Origin of the sequence: Streptomonospora mangrovi (genome assembly GCF_027604915.1) — a bacterium.
Lineage (GTDB): Bacteria > Actinomycetota > Actinomycetes > Streptosporangiales > Streptosporangiaceae > Streptomonospora > Streptomonospora mangrovi.
The window spans coordinates 141,764-156,779 of the sequence record NZ_JAJAQC010000007.1; the positions used below are offsets into that span (position 1 = coordinate 141,764).

The 15,016-nt window shown below is 76.5% G+C and carries 13 protein-coding genes; 10 read left to right on the plus strand and 3 right to left on the minus strand.

From position 1 onward, the window contains the following. Positions 1-75 precede the first annotated feature (75 nt). Both LG943_RS05975 and LG943_RS05980 read right to left on the minus strand, forming a co-directional pair. Positions 76-2,568, minus strand: a complete 2,493-nt coding sequence (locus tag LG943_RS05975) for an ABC transporter permease (protein ID WP_270071170.1) — start codon at positions 2,566-2,568, stop codon at positions 76-78. A 7-nt stretch (positions 2,569-2,575) separates the two neighbouring features. After that, a complete protein-coding gene (locus LG943_RS05980; RefSeq protein ID WP_408648552.1) occupies positions 2,576-3,355 on the minus strand; it encodes an ABC transporter ATP-binding protein in 780 nt (259 codons plus the stop codon). A 532-nt stretch (positions 3,356-3,887) separates the two neighbouring features. Between LG943_RS05980 and LG943_RS05985 the strand changes: the two genes are divergently transcribed. Together LG943_RS05985 and LG943_RS05990 are read left to right on the plus strand one after the other, a co-directional pair. Next, positions 3,888-4,601, plus strand: a complete 714-nt coding sequence (locus LG943_RS05985; RefSeq protein WP_270071171.1) for a TetR/AcrR family transcriptional regulator — start codon at positions 3,888-3,890, stop codon at positions 4,599-4,601. Between the two features lies 1 nt (position 4,602). Beyond that, entirely contained in the window at positions 4,603-6,141 is a 1,539-nt protein-coding gene (locus LG943_RS05990) for an MFS transporter (RefSeq protein ID WP_270071172.1), read from the plus strand. 85 nt (positions 6,142-6,226) lie between these two features. Here LG943_RS05990 and LG943_RS05995 read toward each other — a convergent pair whose 3' ends face one another. After that, on the minus strand, positions 6,227-7,057 hold the full coding sequence (locus tag LG943_RS05995) for an SAM-dependent methyltransferase (protein ID WP_270071234.1): 831 nt from the start codon (positions 7,055-7,057) through the stop codon (positions 6,227-6,229). Between the two features lie 231 nt (positions 7,058-7,288). Here LG943_RS05995 and yhfZ point away from each other — a divergent pair, with 231 nt between their 5' ends. The 8 genes from yhfZ to LG943_RS06035 all read left to right on the plus strand — a co-directional run bounded on the left by yhfZ (position 7,289) and on the right by LG943_RS06035 (position 14,996). Then, positions 7,289-8,203 (plus strand): GntR family transcriptional regulator YhfZ, encoded by a 915-nt coding sequence (gene yhfZ / locus LG943_RS06000; protein WP_270071173.1) that lies wholly within the window; start codon positions 7,289-7,291, stop codon positions 8,201-8,203. Positions 8,204-8,332: 129 nt separating this feature from the next. Beyond that, positions 8,333-8,713 (plus strand): hypothetical protein, encoded by a 381-nt coding sequence (locus LG943_RS06005; RefSeq protein ID WP_270071174.1) that lies wholly within the window; start codon positions 8,333-8,335, stop codon positions 8,711-8,713. Then, the gene (locus LG943_RS06010) at positions 8,710-9,069 is read left to right on the plus strand and encodes a DUF2620 family protein (RefSeq protein ID WP_270071175.1); all 360 of its coding nucleotides are present in this window, start codon (positions 8,710-8,712) and stop codon (positions 9,067-9,069) included. Before LG943_RS06005 ends, LG943_RS06010 begins: the two co-directional genes overlap by 4 nt. 3 nt (positions 9,070-9,072) lie before the next feature. Then, entirely contained in the window at positions 9,073-10,485 is a 1,413-nt protein-coding gene (locus LG943_RS06015) for a YhfT family protein (protein WP_270071176.1), read from the plus strand. Continuing rightward, positions 10,482-11,405 carry a phosphotriesterase family protein gene (locus LG943_RS06020; protein ID WP_270071177.1) on the plus strand — a complete coding sequence of 308 codons (924 nt, stop codon included), beginning with the start codon at positions 10,482-10,484 and terminating at the stop codon, positions 11,403-11,405. The genes LG943_RS06015 and LG943_RS06020 overlap by 4 nt, the downstream gene beginning before the upstream one ends. Then, on the plus strand, positions 11,402-12,529 hold the full coding sequence (locus LG943_RS06025) for an aminotransferase class V-fold PLP-dependent enzyme (RefSeq protein ID WP_270071178.1): 1,128 nt from the start codon (positions 11,402-11,404) through the stop codon (positions 12,527-12,529). Before LG943_RS06020 ends, LG943_RS06025 begins: the two co-directional genes overlap by 4 nt. Next, positions 12,529-13,695, plus strand: coding sequence for an alanine racemase (locus LG943_RS06030; RefSeq protein WP_270071179.1), 1,167 nt, complete (start codon positions 12,529-12,531; stop codon positions 13,693-13,695). Before LG943_RS06025 ends, LG943_RS06030 begins: the two co-directional genes overlap by 1 nt. Beyond that, the gene (locus tag LG943_RS06035) at positions 13,692-14,996 is read left to right on the plus strand and encodes a phosphopentomutase (protein WP_270071180.1); all 1,305 of its coding nucleotides are present in this window, start codon (positions 13,692-13,694) and stop codon (positions 14,994-14,996) included. The genes LG943_RS06030 and LG943_RS06035 overlap by 4 nt, the downstream gene beginning before the upstream one ends. Positions 14,997-15,016 lie beyond the last annotated feature (20 nt).

Genomic DNA, 15,016 nt, shown 5'->3' on the forward strand with positions numbered 1-15,016 from the left:
AGGCCGGAACCGGGGTGGAGGAGGGGTGGAAGCGGGCGGAGGCCGGGCGCCTGCCTCCGCCCGCGCGCCGCTCCCCTACTCGTCGGCGAGTGCGGCCACCACGGAGGCGCGGGCGGCGCGCCGCGCGGGCAGGACCGAGGCCAGCAGCCCGGCCAGCACCGCGCCCCCGACGAGCCCGGCCAACTGGGCGGCCGGCACGTCCAGGACCACCCCGAAGGACGCGCCCAGCATCGACCTCAGCCCCACCCAGCCGAACACGGTGCCCAGCACCACGCCCAGCACGGCGCCGACGGTGGACAGCAGCACCGCCTCCACCGCGAGGGTGGCCCGCAACTGCCGGCGGGTCAGGCCCAGCGCGCGCAGCAGCGCCGACTCGCGGGTGCGCTCGATCACCGACAGCGCCAGGGTGTTGGCGATGCCCACGACGGCGATGAGCACGGCCACGGTGAGCAGCCCGTTGACGACGAGCAGCACGGTGTCGAGGACCTCGGTGTAGACGGCCTCGGTCTGGGCGGTCCCGGTGACCGTGACGGAGGCGCCGGCTGTGGCCCGGTCGAGGGCGGCGCCCACCCGGACGAGGTCGGCGTCGGGCGCGGCCCGGGCGAACACCCCGGCGACGGCCGCGTCGGGGAAGTGGCGCTCCAGGTCACCGCGCGTGACGTAGGCGGCCTCCGCGCCCTCGCCGGACAGGACGGCGCCCACGGTCAGCTCGGCGGTGCCCGCTCCGGCGCCGTCCAGGCGCAGCGGGTCGCCGGGGCCCGCGCCGGTGCGCCGGGACAGGCTCTGGGAGACCACCGCCTCACCGCCGCGGACCTGGGTGAGTTCGGGGAGCTGGGAGGTCACCTCGGCGAGTTCGCGCGGGTCGACGCCGCTGACCCAGACCTCCTCCCCGCCCGCGCGCGCCGCCGCCCCGTGGACCACGGCGACGTCGGTGATGCCGGGGATCGCGGCGATGTCCTCGGCCATCCCCGGCGGGATGTCGGCCTGCTGGGAGCGGACCATGTAGTCCACGGGGAACTGCGCGGCCATCTGCGCCTCGACCGTGGACCGCAGGGACGCCGCGCCCACGCTCATCACGGTCATCAGCGTCACGCCCACCAGCAGCGCGGCGGTGGTGGCGGTGGCCCGTCGCGGGTTGCGCACGGCGTTGACCGCCGCGATCCGCCCGGGGGTGCCCAGCAGGCGGGCCGGGCCGGCGCCCGCCAGGCGGAGCAGCGGCGGGATCAGCACCGGGCCGGCGAGCAGCACGCCCGCGAACGCCGCCGCGCCGCCGAAGAACGCGGCCAGGAACGCCGGCGTGTCGGTCAGCACCAGGGTGCCCGCCGCCATGCCGGCGCAGCCGGCGGCCAGCGCCGCCGCCGCGAGGGCCAGGCGCACCCGGCCGGACCGGCGGGTGGGGGCGGCCTGGTCGCGCAGGGCCGCCACCGGCGGGATGCGGGTGGCGGCGCGCGCCGGCGCCAGCGCGGCGCCCACGGTGACGGCCAGGCCCACGGCCACGGGCGCCAGCACGGCGAGGGCGGAGAGCCGGACCGCCCCGAAGGGGAACCCCGCGAACGCGGCGTCCAGGGCGGCGCCCACCGCCCAGGCGAGCCCGTAGCCGACCGCCACGCCGGCCGCGGAGCCCGCCAGGCCCAGCACGGCCGACTCCGCCAGCACGGAGCGGAACACCTGCGCGCGGGTGGCCCCCACGCAGCGCAGCAGCGCCATCTCGCGGGTGCGCTGGACGAGCAGGATGCTGAAGGTGTTGGCGATCACGAGGGCGGCCACGAACAGGCCGATGCCCGCGAAGGCGAGCAGCGCGCCCGTGGCGCCGTCGGCCAGCCCGCCCGAGGCGACCTCCGCCGAGGCGTGCTCCTCGGCCGTGCGGACCTCGTAGGGACCGTCCACGGCGGTGTCGATCGCCTGGGCGAGTCGCGGCCCGGGGACGCCTTCGGCCCCCACGACCAGGACGGTGGCGGGCTCGGGGTCGTCGGTCAGCTCACGCAACTGGTCGGCCGTCACGCCGACGAGCGGCACGCCGGAGTACTGCGGGGAGGTGCCGACGTCGACCAGGCCCACCACGCGCAGGTCCACCGACTCGCGCGCGGTCTCACGGGAGCCCGTCCAGCCGCGCGGGACGCTTACGGTGTCGCCGAGGGCGATGCCGCTCCGCTGGGCGGTGCGCCGGTCGAGGACCGCCTCGCCGGGGCGGTCGGGCAGGCCGCCCTCGGTGACGCGCGGCCACCCCAGCGCGGGGTCGGCGGGGACGGTGACCACCGTCGCCGGCTCGAACCGGTCCTGGGAGCGCAGCGCGGCGCTCCAGGTGGCGCGGCGCTCGGCGTGGGCGACGCCGTCCACCGCCCGGACGGCGGCCAGCACGTCCGGGGGGACGTCGGCGCCGCCGGGCGCGGCGACCACGGCGTCGGCCTCGCCCAGGTCCTCGGCGAACGCGCCGAAGAGCGCGGTGCGCATCGCGTCGGTGAACACGAGCGTGCCGGCGACGAACGCGGTGGCCAGCACCACGGCCAGCGACGACAGCAGCAGGCGGCCCTTGTGGGCGCGCAGGCCGGCGAGTGTGACACCCAGCACGGTCGCCTCACCCCTCCAGGGTCTTGAGGGCCTCGAGGACCCGCTCGACGGTCGGCTCGGGCATGTCCTCCACCGGTTCGCCGTCGCGCAGGAACACCACGCGGTCGGCGTAGGAGGCCGCGGCGGCGTCGTGGGTGACCATGACGACCGTCTGGCCCAGCTCGTGGACGCTCATGCGCAGGAACGACAGCACCTCCGCGCCCGAGCGGGAGTCGAGGTTGCCGGTCGGCTCGTCGGCGAACACCACGTCGGGGCGGGTGATGAGCGCGCGGGCGCAGGCCACCCGCTGCTGCTGGCCGCCCGACAACTGGCTGGGGCGGTGCCGCAGGCGGTCGCGCAGGCCGAGGGTGTCGACGACGCGGTCGCGCCAGGCCGGGTCGAGGGCGCGGCGGCCGCCGGCGATGTCTAGCGGCAGCGTGATGTTCTGCGCGGCGGTGAGCGTGGGCAGCAGGTTGAACGCCTGGAAGACGAAGCCGACGCGTTCGCGGCGCAGCAGGGTCAGCCGGGTGTCGCCGAGTCCGGCGAGTTCGGTGCCGCCGAGCAGCACCGACCCGGAGGTGACGGTGTCGAGGCCGGCCAGGCAGTGCATCAGCGTGGACTTGCCCGACCCTGAAGGACCCATGATCGCGGTGAAGGTGCCCGAGGCGAAGTCCAGCGAGACCCCGTTGAGCGCCGTGACGGCGGCGTCGCCGGTGCCGTAGACCTTGACCAGGTCGCGGGCGGTGACGGCGGCCCGCGCGGGCGGGCCGCCGGGTCCTTCGGTGCGGTCGGGTGCGGTGATGGGCACGGGGTTTCCCTCCCGGCGCGCGAGCGCCTGGCGGACGGGCCGCCCGGGGACGCGGGGTCCGGGGCGGCGGACGGATCGGTGTGGTCGGGGCGGAGCGGCCGGGCCGGTCGGCGGGGCAGGGCCGATGGAGCGGCGCCGGCGGGACGGTGACCGCGGTCCGGCGGCCGGCGGCCGGGAACCGCGACGGCGACGGGCCGTCGCCCCGGAGGGGTTCCAAGGAGACCGGGGCTGTCCCGAGGCGGTCCCGCAGCCGCTCTTCGATCCTGGCCGCGCCGCCCCCGGCGCCGCGTCGCCCGCAGGGCTGGTCCTCGCGCCGGAACAGGCGCCGCGTCAGCCGCCGGGAGTACGCCCCCGGGCGGACACCGGGACGGGTCAATGGCCGGGCGCCCAAGCGAGGGGGCGCCCTGGACCGGGCGTGCCCGCGGTGCGTCCGCGTTCGGATGTCAGGACAGCACCGTGAGCAGGCTCATATTGTGTACAAACGTACTTTTACTTTTGTACTTGTACATTTGTACACAAGGAGGTGAGGCACGTGGACTCCACCGACCACACCGGATCCGCGAGCGCCGCTGGATCCGACCACGCCGCCGGAGCGGGTGAACCCCCCGGCAAGCGGGCGCGGCGGGACCCCTCGGGGCGGAGGCGGGCCATTGTCGAGGCGGCGGCGGAACTGATCGCCGAACAGGGCGCCGTCGACCTCACGCACCGGCGGGTGGCCGCGCGGGCGGGGGTGCCGCTGGGGGCGACCACCTACTACTTCTCGTCCCTGGAGGAGTTGAGCACCGAGGCGCTGCGGCTCCTCGCCCGCCGGCAGGACGAGGAACTGGCCGACATCCGGCGCACCCTGGACGCCGACCCCGACCCCGACGCGCTGATCGGCCAACTGCACGAGTACCTGTGCGACACCGCCCAGGTCCACGCCGACATGGCCCTCTACGTCGCCGGAGCCCGCGACCCCGCGCTGCGTCCGCTGGCGCTGAGCTGGTTCGACGACCTCGTGGACATCCTCTCGGCGCACACCGATCCCGCGTCCGCGCGCGCCATCGCGGTCTTCCTCGACGGGGCCACCGTGCACGCGGTGCTCCACGACGAGCCGCTGGACCGCGCGGCCCTGCGCCACGCCGTCGCGCCCTTCTTCCCCTCACCCCGCTCACCCCGCACCGCGCCCGAGAAGCCCGAAAAGCCCGAGGCGCGCGGCGGGCACGACACGCACGACCCGCACCACGAGCACGAGAAGCGAGAGTGACATGAGCATCCGGCGTCCGGCGGACCCCGCGGCCCCCGCCGTGTCCCGGGCCCGCCGCTGGGCCTGCCTGGCCGTGCTCTCGGCCAGCCTGCTGGTGGTCGTCATGGACTACACGGTCCTCAACGTGGCGCTGCCCGACCTCACGGCCGACCTGCGGCCCACCGCCGACCAGCAGTTGTGGATCGTGGACGTCTACTCCCTGGTGCTGGCCGGGCTGCTGGTCTCCATGAGCGCCCTGGCCGACCGCTGGGGCCGCCGCCTGCTGCTGCTCCTGGGGTTCGCGGTCTTCGGCGGCGCCTCGCTGCTGGTCCTGGCCGCCGACACCCCGGCGGCCGTCATCGCGGTGCGCGCCCTGCTGGGCGCCGGCGGGGCCATGATCATGCCCACCACGCTGTCGATGATCCGCTCGGTGTTCACCGACCCGCGCGAGCGCGCCACCGCGCTGGGCGTGTGGGCGGCGACCTCCTCACTGGGGCTGGTGGTGGGCCCCGTCGTCGGCGGGTTCCTGCTGGAGCACTTCAGTTGGCACGCCGCCTTCCTGCTCAACGTGCCGCTGATGCTCGCCGCGCTGGTGGCCGGCCTCCTGGTCCTCCCCGAGACGCGCGACCCCGCCCCCGGACGCTGGGACGCGGTGGGCACCGCGCAGTCGATCGCGGGCATGGCCGCCCTGGTGTGGGCGATCAAGCGCCTGGCCAAGGAGGGTCCGGGCGACTTGGTGGCCCTGGGCGTGCTGGCCGCCGCCCTGGCCCTGCTGACCTGGTTCGTGCTGCGCTGCCTGCGCCGCCCCGACCCCCTGCTGGACATCCGGCTGTTCACCCGGCGCCCGTTCACCGCCGGGGTGCTGGCGGCGCTGGCGGCGATGTTCGCCGAGGCCGCGCTGCTGCTCCTGGTCGCCCAGTGGTTGCAACTGGTGCAGGGGCTGACGCCGCTGTGGGCGGGGGTCTACCTGGTGCCGATGGCCGTGAGCGCGGGCGCCGCCTCGCTGGCGGCCTCGCCGCTGGCGCGCCGCGTGGGGGCGCGGACGGTCCTGGCGGGCGGGCTGGCCGTGTCGGGGGTGGGCTTCCTGTCGCTCTACCTCACCCCCGGCGAGCTGACCTATCCGGCGGTGCTGGTCGCCCTGGCGCTGATCGGCGCGGGCACCGGGTCGCTGGCCATCGCCTCGGCCATCATCATGACGGGCACGCCCCCGGCCCGGGCGGGCAACGCCGCCGCCATCGAGGAGACCGCCTACGACCTGAGCAACCTGCTGGGCGTGGCGATCCTGGGCAGCGTGGCGGCGGCGGTCTACCGGGGCCACCTCGACACCGCCGGGCTGGGCCTGTCGGCCGGGGAGGCCGACGCGGCCCGGGAGTCGCTGGCCGCCGCGCAGGAGATCGCCGAGCGCACGGGGGTGGTCGAACTGGCGGCGCACGCGCAGGAGGCGTTCTCCGACTCCCTGGCCCAGACCGGGTTGATCGGCGGCCTGGTCATGCTCGCGGCCGCGGGGGCGGTGTTCGCCCTGGTGCCCCGGGGGTTCGACCTGAGCGAGCAGCACCACTGAGCCGGGCGGGGCGGGCGGCGCGGGCCGGCGGCCACCGGGCCGCCGCCGACCGTCCCTCGGGGCGGTCGGCCGGACGGCGCCTCCGCTACGCGACCCGGCCCACGCCCCCGAACAGGTACACCTCCGGCGGGTTGCCCACGGCCGTGGCCTCCGGGCGCCACCGGGAGCACGAGACCACGCCCGGCTCCAGCAGTTCGGTGCCCGCGAAGTAACCCTCGATCTCCTTGCGGGTGCGGGCGATGATGGGGGTGCCGCCGCGCTCGTTCATCTCGCGCATGACCTCCAGCATCGGCTCGCCGTGGATCTCGGCGGTGGAGTGGGTCAGCACCAGGTGGCTGCCCGGCGCCAGTTCCTCGACCAGGCGCCGCACGACCGCGTAGGACTGCTCGGTGTCGACCAGGTGGTTGACCACGCCCAGCAGCATCAGCCCCACCGGGCGGCTGAAGTCGAGGGTCTGGCGGGCGGCCTCCAGGATGGCCTCGGGCTCGCGCAGGTCGGCCTCGATGTAGTTGGTGGCGCCCTCGGGGCTGCTGGTCAGCAGCGCGCGGGCGTGCACCATCACCAGCGGGTCGTTGTCGACGTAGACCACCCGCGACTCCGGCGCCAGCTCCTGGGCGACCTCGTGGGTGTTGTTCATGGTGGGCAGGCCGGTGCCGATGTCCAGGAACTGGCGGATGCCGGCCTCGCGCACCAGGTGGTGGATGACCCGGACGAGGAAGGCGCGCTCAGCGCGGGCGCCGTCGGCGATGTCGGGCAGGCGCTTGAGCACGTCGTCGCCGGCGGCCCGGTCGGCGGCGTAGTTGTCCTTGCCGCCCAGCCAGTAGTTCCACACCCGCGCGGAGTGCGGCACGGACAGGTCGAGGGAGGCGGGAGCCTCGCGGGGCTCGTCGGCCGGGGGGAAGAAGGGGGTGCTCATCAACGACTCCAGGACCGTGATCGGCGGCGATGCCATGGTGGCCGCCGCGGTGGCGGCGGCGCCGGGGAGCCGGACGCCCCGCCCTGCGGCGGGATGATCCCGACAATACTCACCCGTACCCCCCGCCCCACGCGGATCCGGCGGTCGCCGCGGGCACGATCCGGTGAACTTTGCCAAGTCGTCTTCGTGAACCTATATCCAATATCCAGAATATTGAATATATTGCTCCGCATGTCCCGTATGCAGGTGCTGATGTCCAAGGCCGGAGCGGTCGCCCACCGCATGGCCGCCGAGCTGACCTCGGCGTCCACGGGCGACCGCATGCCCACGGCCCAGGAGCTGAGCGAGCGCCACGGCGTCGGCAAGGGCACCGTCCAGGCGGCCCTGGCACTGCTGGAGGAGGCCGGCGCGGTCGAGATCCGCTCGCGCGGCAAGCTGGGCACCTTCATCGCGGCCATCGACCACCGGCTGGTCTGGGAGCTGGCCGGCAGCGGGTCCATCCCCATCGCGATGCCCCTGCCCTACACCCGCCGCTACGAGGGCCTGGCCACCGGCCTGCACGCCGCCTTCGAGCACCTGGGCCTGCCGTGCACGCTGATGTTCGTGCGCGGCTCGGCCAACCGCGCCCGGGCGGTCCGCCAGGGGCGCGCCGACTTCGCGGTGATGTCGGGGTTCGCCGCCCGCGCCGACCCCGAACTGGAGGTCGTGCGCGACTTCGGCCCCCAGACCTATGTGGGCGCCCACGGCCTGGTGGTGGCCCAGGGCCACGACCCCGACGACCCCGCCCTGCGCCTGGCCGTGGACCCCTCCTCGGCCGACCAGCGCGAGCTGACCGCCCTGCGGTTCCCCGACCTGGCGCCCGAGCGCCGGGTGGAGGTGTCCTACAACCAGCTCGGCCGCCACTTCGCCGACGGCCTGGTGGACGCCACCGTGTGGAACGTCGACGAGATCGACGCCCACATCGCCGCGCCCATCACCGTCCACCCGCTGGACGGCGTGGACGACGCGGCCACCACCTCCGCCGTCGTCGTGGCCCGCCGCGGCGCCGACCCCGCCCCCGTGGCGGTGCGGGAGGCGCTCGCCGCCGACGTGGTCATGGCCGCGGCCGCCGAGGTCGTGGCGGGCACGCGGATCCCGACCTACTAGACCCGACCCGCCGGCCCCGAACGGACCCACCGGCCCGACCCGACCCCCGAGTCCCGTCCGTCTCACCAGTCCCACCCGCCCCACCAGACCCACCCGTCCCGACCCACCGGACAGACAGGAGCGCTCGCGATGGACCCGGCCCTGCTCCAGCGGCTCGACCTCGTCCGCGGCCTGCCCGGCACGCCGCCGGGCGTCGTGGACTTCGTCGCCGCCGAACTGGCCCGCCTGGAGGCCGGCCACCGCGTCACCGAGGAGACGGCGGGCACCCTGACCGCCCACCTCGTGGCCGCCCTCACCCGGGCGCTCGGCGGCGAACCCGACGTGGACCCGCCGTCCGAGGCGGTCTACCGGGAGGTGGTCGAGGCGGTGCCCGGCGCGCCCGCCGCGGCCGCCGCCCTGGCCGGCCGCGCCGAGACCGCGCTGGGCGTGCGGCTGTCGGCCGCCGAGCAGCGCTACCTCAGCCTCCACCTGGGCACGCTCGCCCTCACCTCGCCAAAGGAGAAGCCATGAAGTTCATCGCCGGCGGAGTCGCCAAGACCGAGGTCGCCGACACGCTGCGCCCGCTCCTGCGGGAGGGCGACACCGTCCAGGTGGGCACCGACATGGACGCCGCCGCGCTGCTGCGCACCGGCGCCGTCGACTACTACCTGGGCACCTGCCACACCGGCGCCGGCGCCAGCCTGGGCGTGCTGGTGGGCCTGCTGGGCTCGGACCGCATCCACACCTTCGGCCGCCGGGTGCCCTCCGAGGCCGACGTGCGCGCCGCCGTGGACGCCGGCAAGGTCGCCTTCGGGTTCGCGCTGGACCAGGTCCAGGACGTGGTGCCGCTGCTGTGGGCCGCGCTCGACGCCAAGCGCCAGGGCTGACCCATGGACCTCGCGACCACCGTCACCGCCGCCTCCGCAGCCACCACCTCCGCCGGCGTCGCCTTCGAGCCCTGGCAGGCCGGCCTCGTCATCGTGCTGTGCGCCTTCGCGGCGCTCATCGCCAACGCCGCGCTGGCCGTCTTCAACGACGGCGCGCGGCCCTTCATGCTCGACTACATCCAGGGCCGCTCCACCCGCCCGGCCACCGCCACCATCGTCTTCGGGCTGTCCGCCGGGTTCATCTTCGGGCTGGGCGCGCCCATGGCGCTGTCCACCGGGGTACTCAACCCGTGGCTGGTGTTCCTGCCCGTGGAGATCCTGGGGCTGCTGGCGCCGTGGCGCTGGCTGGCCGCCGGCGCGGGCGCGCTGTGGGGCGCGGTCTGCGTCTTCGGGCTGGACGCCGCCAACCGGGTGGCCACCGCGATGCCGGTGGACTTCATCAGCGCGCTCCAGGAGATCTCCACACCCATCCTGTGGCTGTTCGCGATCTTCCCGGTGCTGGCGATCACCCGCCAGTTCGGCCGCACCAAGGGCCTCGTGGCCCTGGCCGCCGAGGTCGCGGTCATCGTGGCCTCCATGCGGCTGTGGCCCGACCTGTTCCCCGGGTCGGCCGCCATGGCGCTGGGCGTCGTCCTGCTGCTGGTGTTCGCGGTGCTGCGCGACCGCGCCGCCAAGCGGGCCGAGGCCGCCGAACTGGCCGCCAAGACCGAGGAGGAGCGCCGCGCCCACGAGGAGCAGCAGGCGGCCACCGCCGCGGCCTCCGACCAACTGTTCGGCCCCAGCGCCGACCGGCTGCGCCGCAACGCGCCCTGGCTGGCGGTGCTGGGCGGCCTGGTGGCCGCGCTCGCCGCGAGCGGGGTGTTCGGCGGCGGCGAGGCCACCAGCTTCCTGGTGGCCGACGGCTCCTACACCGAGGCCGCCCAGGTGGACTTCCTGCGGGCGTTCGGGTTCGTGCCGCTGATCGCCACCACCGCGCTGGCCTCGGGCGCCTACGCCATGGCCGGGTTCACGTTCGTCTACCCGGTGGGCTACCTGGTGCACGTGTTCGTGGACTCCTGGCCGCTGGCCATGGGCGTCGCGTTCGTGCTGGGCGCCCTGGTGATGGCGGCGGAGGTCTACCTGCTCAGCGCGCTGGGCCGGTGGCTCCAGCGGCGGCCCAGCATCCGCGACGCCGCCGACCACATCCGCAACGCCATCACCGAGTCACTGGGCCTGGCGATCCTGGTGGGCTCGCTCATGGCCGGCCTGGCGATGGGCGACGGCCTGGGCATCGCCCTGGTCGGCGGGCTGTACCTGTTCAACGAGGCGCTGGGGCGGCCCGTGGTGCGCATGGCCGCCGGCCCCACGGCGGTCATCGCCGCCGGGATCGTGCTCAACCTGCTCCACCTCGTCGGCCTGTTCACCCCGGCCGCATGATCCGCACCGTCACGGGGCACCGGATGGCGCCGGCCGAGGTCGCCGGCGCCGTCCTGGCCCACGAGCACCTGCGGATCGACCTGCGCACCCCCACCGACGCCGCCGCGGCCGTCACCGACGACGCCGCCGTGGTCGCCGAACTGCGCGCGGCCCGCGAGCGGCACGGCCTGGGCCTGGTGGTGGACCTCACCTGCCGGGGCATGGGCCGCGACGTGCGGGCCGTGCGCTCCATCGCCGAGCGCTCCGGCGTGCCGGTGGTCGTGGCCACCGGGTGGTACTACGAGCGGTTCCACCCCGGCGGTGAGCCCGGCGGCTCGGTGGAGCGCGCCGCCGACCTGCTCGTCGCCGAGATCGAGGAGGGCGTGGCCGGCACCGGCGTGCGGCCCGGCGTGATCGGCGAGGTCGGCAGCCACGGCCCCGCCGCCACGCCGGCCGAGCGCACCGGGCTGGTGGCCGCCGGGCGCGCCGCCGCGGCCACCGGCCTGTCGGTGGCCACCCACGCCCACCTGGGGCAGGGCGCCCTGGAGCAGTTGGACCTGCTCACCGGCGCCGGGCTGCCCCCGCACCGGATCTCGCTGGGCCACCAGGACCTGTCCGCCGACACCCGCCAGCACCGCGCGCTCGCCGAGGCCGGGGCCTACGTCGCCTTCGACACCGTCGGCAAGGCGTCCTACCGCTCCGACGCCGACCGCCTGGCGGCGCTGCTGGACCTGCTGGAGGCCGGGCACGCCCGCCGGATCCTGCTCAGCAACGACATCTCGCGCGACGCCTACCTGGCCGCGCACGGCGGGCAGGGGTTCGGCCACGTGCTGGGCACCTTCCGCCGCGCGCTGGCCGAGCGCGGCGTGGACGAGCCCACCCTCGACCTGCTCTACCGCGCCAACGCGCTGCGGTGGCTGACCGGAACGGAGGAGTCATGACCGCCAGGGAGGGCGGGCGGCCCGAGCTGCCCGCCACCGCGCCCCTGCCCATCGCCACGGCGGCCGACGCCGAGCGGGCGCAGCAGCGCCTGGTCGCGGCGGTCGCCGCGCACCTGCCCGGCGCGGAGCAGTTCCGCGCCGACGCCGGGGTGGTGCCCGGCACCGGCCGCCCCGACACCACCCGTCGGGTCGAGGCGGCGCTGGCCGACGCCTTCGGCGCGCCCGACGCCTGCCTGGTGCAGGGCGCCGGCACCGGCGCGATCCGCGCCGCGCTGTCGGCGGGGCCGTGGGCCGAGGGCACCCGCCGGATCATCGCCCACGACGCCCCCGACTACTCCACGACCGCCACCACCTTCCGCGACGGCGCGGCCGAGGTGGTGCGGGTGGACTACGAGGACCCCGCCGCGCTGGCCGCCGCCCTGGCCGGCGACCCCGCCCGCTGGGTCTACGTCCAGCACACCCGCCAGCGGCTGGCCGACCGGCACAGCCCCGCCGAGGTGGTGGCCGCGGCCCGCGCCGCCGGGCGCCGGGTGGTCGTGGACGACAACTACGCGGTGTTCCGCACGCCCCGCACCGGGGTGGAGCTGGGCGCCGACGTGTCGGCGTTCTCCCTGTTCAAGCTGCACGGCCCCGAGGGCGTGGGCGTGGTGCTGGGCGACGCCGAGGTGGTGGCGCGCGCCCGCGCAGCCAACTACTCCGGCGGCGGCCAGGTGCAGGGGCACCAGGCGCTGGCGGCGCTCCAGGCGCTGGTCATGGTGCCGCTGAACTGGGCCGCCCAGGCGCGCGCGGCCGTGGAGCTGCGCGACCTGCTGGCGGCGGGCGGGGTGCCCGGGATCGTGGACGCCCGCCTGGCCAACGCCCAGGACCTGTGCGTGGTGGCGCTGCTGGAGCGCCCGGTGGCCGAGCACGTGCCCGCGTGGGCGGCCCGCCACGGCGCCGTGCCCTACCCGGTGGGCTCCAACTCCCGCTTCGAAATCACCCCGCTGGTCTACCGGCTGTCCTCGGCGGCGCTGGCCGCCCAGCCCGAGCTGCGCTCCTGGGCGGTACGGATCAACCCCATGCGGGCCGGCGCGCCGCTGACCGCGTCGATCCTGCGCGCGGCGCTGGCCGAGGGGGGCGCCTGATGTTCCTGCAGATGACCGAGCGCCGCAACCCCGCCCTGATCGAGGCCGCGGTGGCGCTGCACCGATCCGGCGCGATCGAGCCCGACACCTACGTGGTGGACCGCGACACGGTCGAGCACAACGCCGCCGCCCTGGCGGCGGCCGGCGCCGAGCACGGCGTGGGCCTGTGGTTCGTCGCCAAGCAGTACGGCCGCAACCCGCTGGTGACCGCCACGGTGGCCCGCCACCTGCCGTTGGCCGCCGCCATCGACCACCGCGAGGCCGAGGCGGTGGCGGCCGCAGGTGCCCGGCTGGGCAACGCCGGGCACCTGGTGCAGGTCCCCCGCCGGCTGCTCCCCCGCGTCCTGGCGCACGAGCCCGCCTATGTGACCGTGTTCGACGTGGAAAACCTGGCGGCGGTGGCCGAGACCGCCGCCGCGCTGGGGCGCCGCCAGCGGGTGCTGCTGCGGGTACGCGGCGCGCCCGAGACCACGTTCCCCGGCCAGGACGGCGGGTTCGAGGCCGACGGCCTGGCCGAGGCGGTGGAGCGCGCCGCGCGCCTGGGCGGGGTGGAGGTCGCCGGCGCCACCGGTTTCCCCTGCATCAGCTTCGACCCCGAGGCGGGCCGCCCCCGGCCCACCGGCACCCTGGAGCGGGTGCGGGCCGCCGCCGAGCGGCTGCGCGACCTGGGCGTGGCCGACCCGGTGCTGTCCCTGCCCAGCCACACCAGCGTCAGCACCATCCCCCGGATCGCCGCGCTGGGCGGCGCCTTCGGCGAACCCGGCCACGCCCTCACCGGCACCACCCCCGAGCACGCCGAGGACCCCCACCTCGCCGAGCGGCCCGCGATCGTGTACGTGTCGGAGGTCGCCCAACTGGGGTCGGCGCCCAGCGTGTTCGGCGGCGGGTTCTACAGCCGGGGCCACGAGCGCGAGGCGCTGATCGCCACCTCGGGCGGGCCGCGCCGCGCGGCGCTGCGCTCGGCGCCGGCCGCCAGCATCGACTACTACCGGCGGTTCGACTGGCTGGAGGAGGGCGCGGGCGCGCGCGTGGGCGACACCGCCGTCATGGCGTTCCGCACCCAGGTGTTCGTGACGCGCAGCCGGGTGGCCGTGGTGTCGGGGGTGGCCGCGGGCCGCCCCGTGCTCGACGGCGTCTTCGACGCGCTGGGCGGGCGGGTCGCGTGAGCGCTCAATCGTCCCAGCGCCCCGCCGCCGGTGCGCCCGCCGGCCCGGCGCGCCGCTCGGCCACCCTGCTGGTCCTGGACGGCCTGGGCGTGGGCGCGCTGCCCGACGCCGCCCGGCTGCGGGCCGCCGACGCCACCGCCGACACCCTCGGCGCGGTGGCGCGCTGGTCGCTGGCGCACCGCCGCCGCCCGCTGCGGGTGCCCCACCTCGCCGGACTGGGGCTGGCGGCCGTGCGCCCCGACCTGGCCGGGGCGATGGCGCGGCCGGTGCCGCTGCTGCGGGCCGCCGGCGCGCGCTCGGCGCTGGGCTACCCCGGCGCGGACTCCTTCGCCGGGCACCAGACCCTCATGGGCGCCGACATGTCCCACGTGGTGCTGCGCCGGCTGGCGGAGTCCCAGGCCGAGGTCGCCGCCGCGCTGAAGGCGGCCGGGCACCGGGTGGAGCCGCTGGCGGGCGGCCCGGTGCTGGTGGTGGACGGCGCGGCGCTGGTCCACGACAACCTGGAGGCCGACCCCGGGCTGAACTGGAACGTCTCGTGCCGGCTGGCCGACCTGCCGTTCGAGGAGGTGGTGGCCGTCGCCCGCACCGTGCGCGCGGTGGCGCCGGTGGCGCGGGTGATCGCCGTGGGCGGCGACTCCGACGGCCCCCTCGCCGAGGCGGTGCGCCCCGGCGCCGACGGCACGGTCGGGCTGGACACCCCGGCCAGCGGGTTCTACCGCAACGGCGGGCTGCGGGTGCTGCACCTGGGCGCCGAGGTGGACCACCGCCGCCAACTGCACGGCGCGGCGGCGGCCCAAGGCCGCCCGGTGGCGCTCGTGGGCAAGGCCGCCGACCTGCTGCGCACCGACGCGGAGGTCGAGCGGCGCTTCGAGGTGGAGACCGAGCGCATCCTGGCGTCGGTGCGCGAACTGGCGGGCCGGGGGCTGGTGGTGGCCAACGTGCAGCGGACCGACCTGGCCGGGCACTCCCGCGACGCCGAGGCGTTCGCCGACCAGTTGGAGTTGGTCGACGCCGCGCTGCCGGGCGTCGCCGAGCGGCTGGGGCCGGACGACCTGCTGGTGGTCACCGGCGACCACGGCAACGACCCCGCCGCCGGCCACCCCTTCCACACCCGCGAGTGGGTGCCGGTGCTGGCCGCCACGGGCGGGCCGCCCGGTGCGGTGCGCGGCGCCGACCTGGCCACGCTCGCCGACGTGGGGGCCTCCGCCGCCCGCTGGCTGCGCCTGGGCCGCGACGCGACGGCGGTGGGCACGGCGACCGACCTGCTCGCGCCGGCGCCCGGGGCGCCCGGCGCGCACTGAAGCCGCCCCGCCCGCGCCGG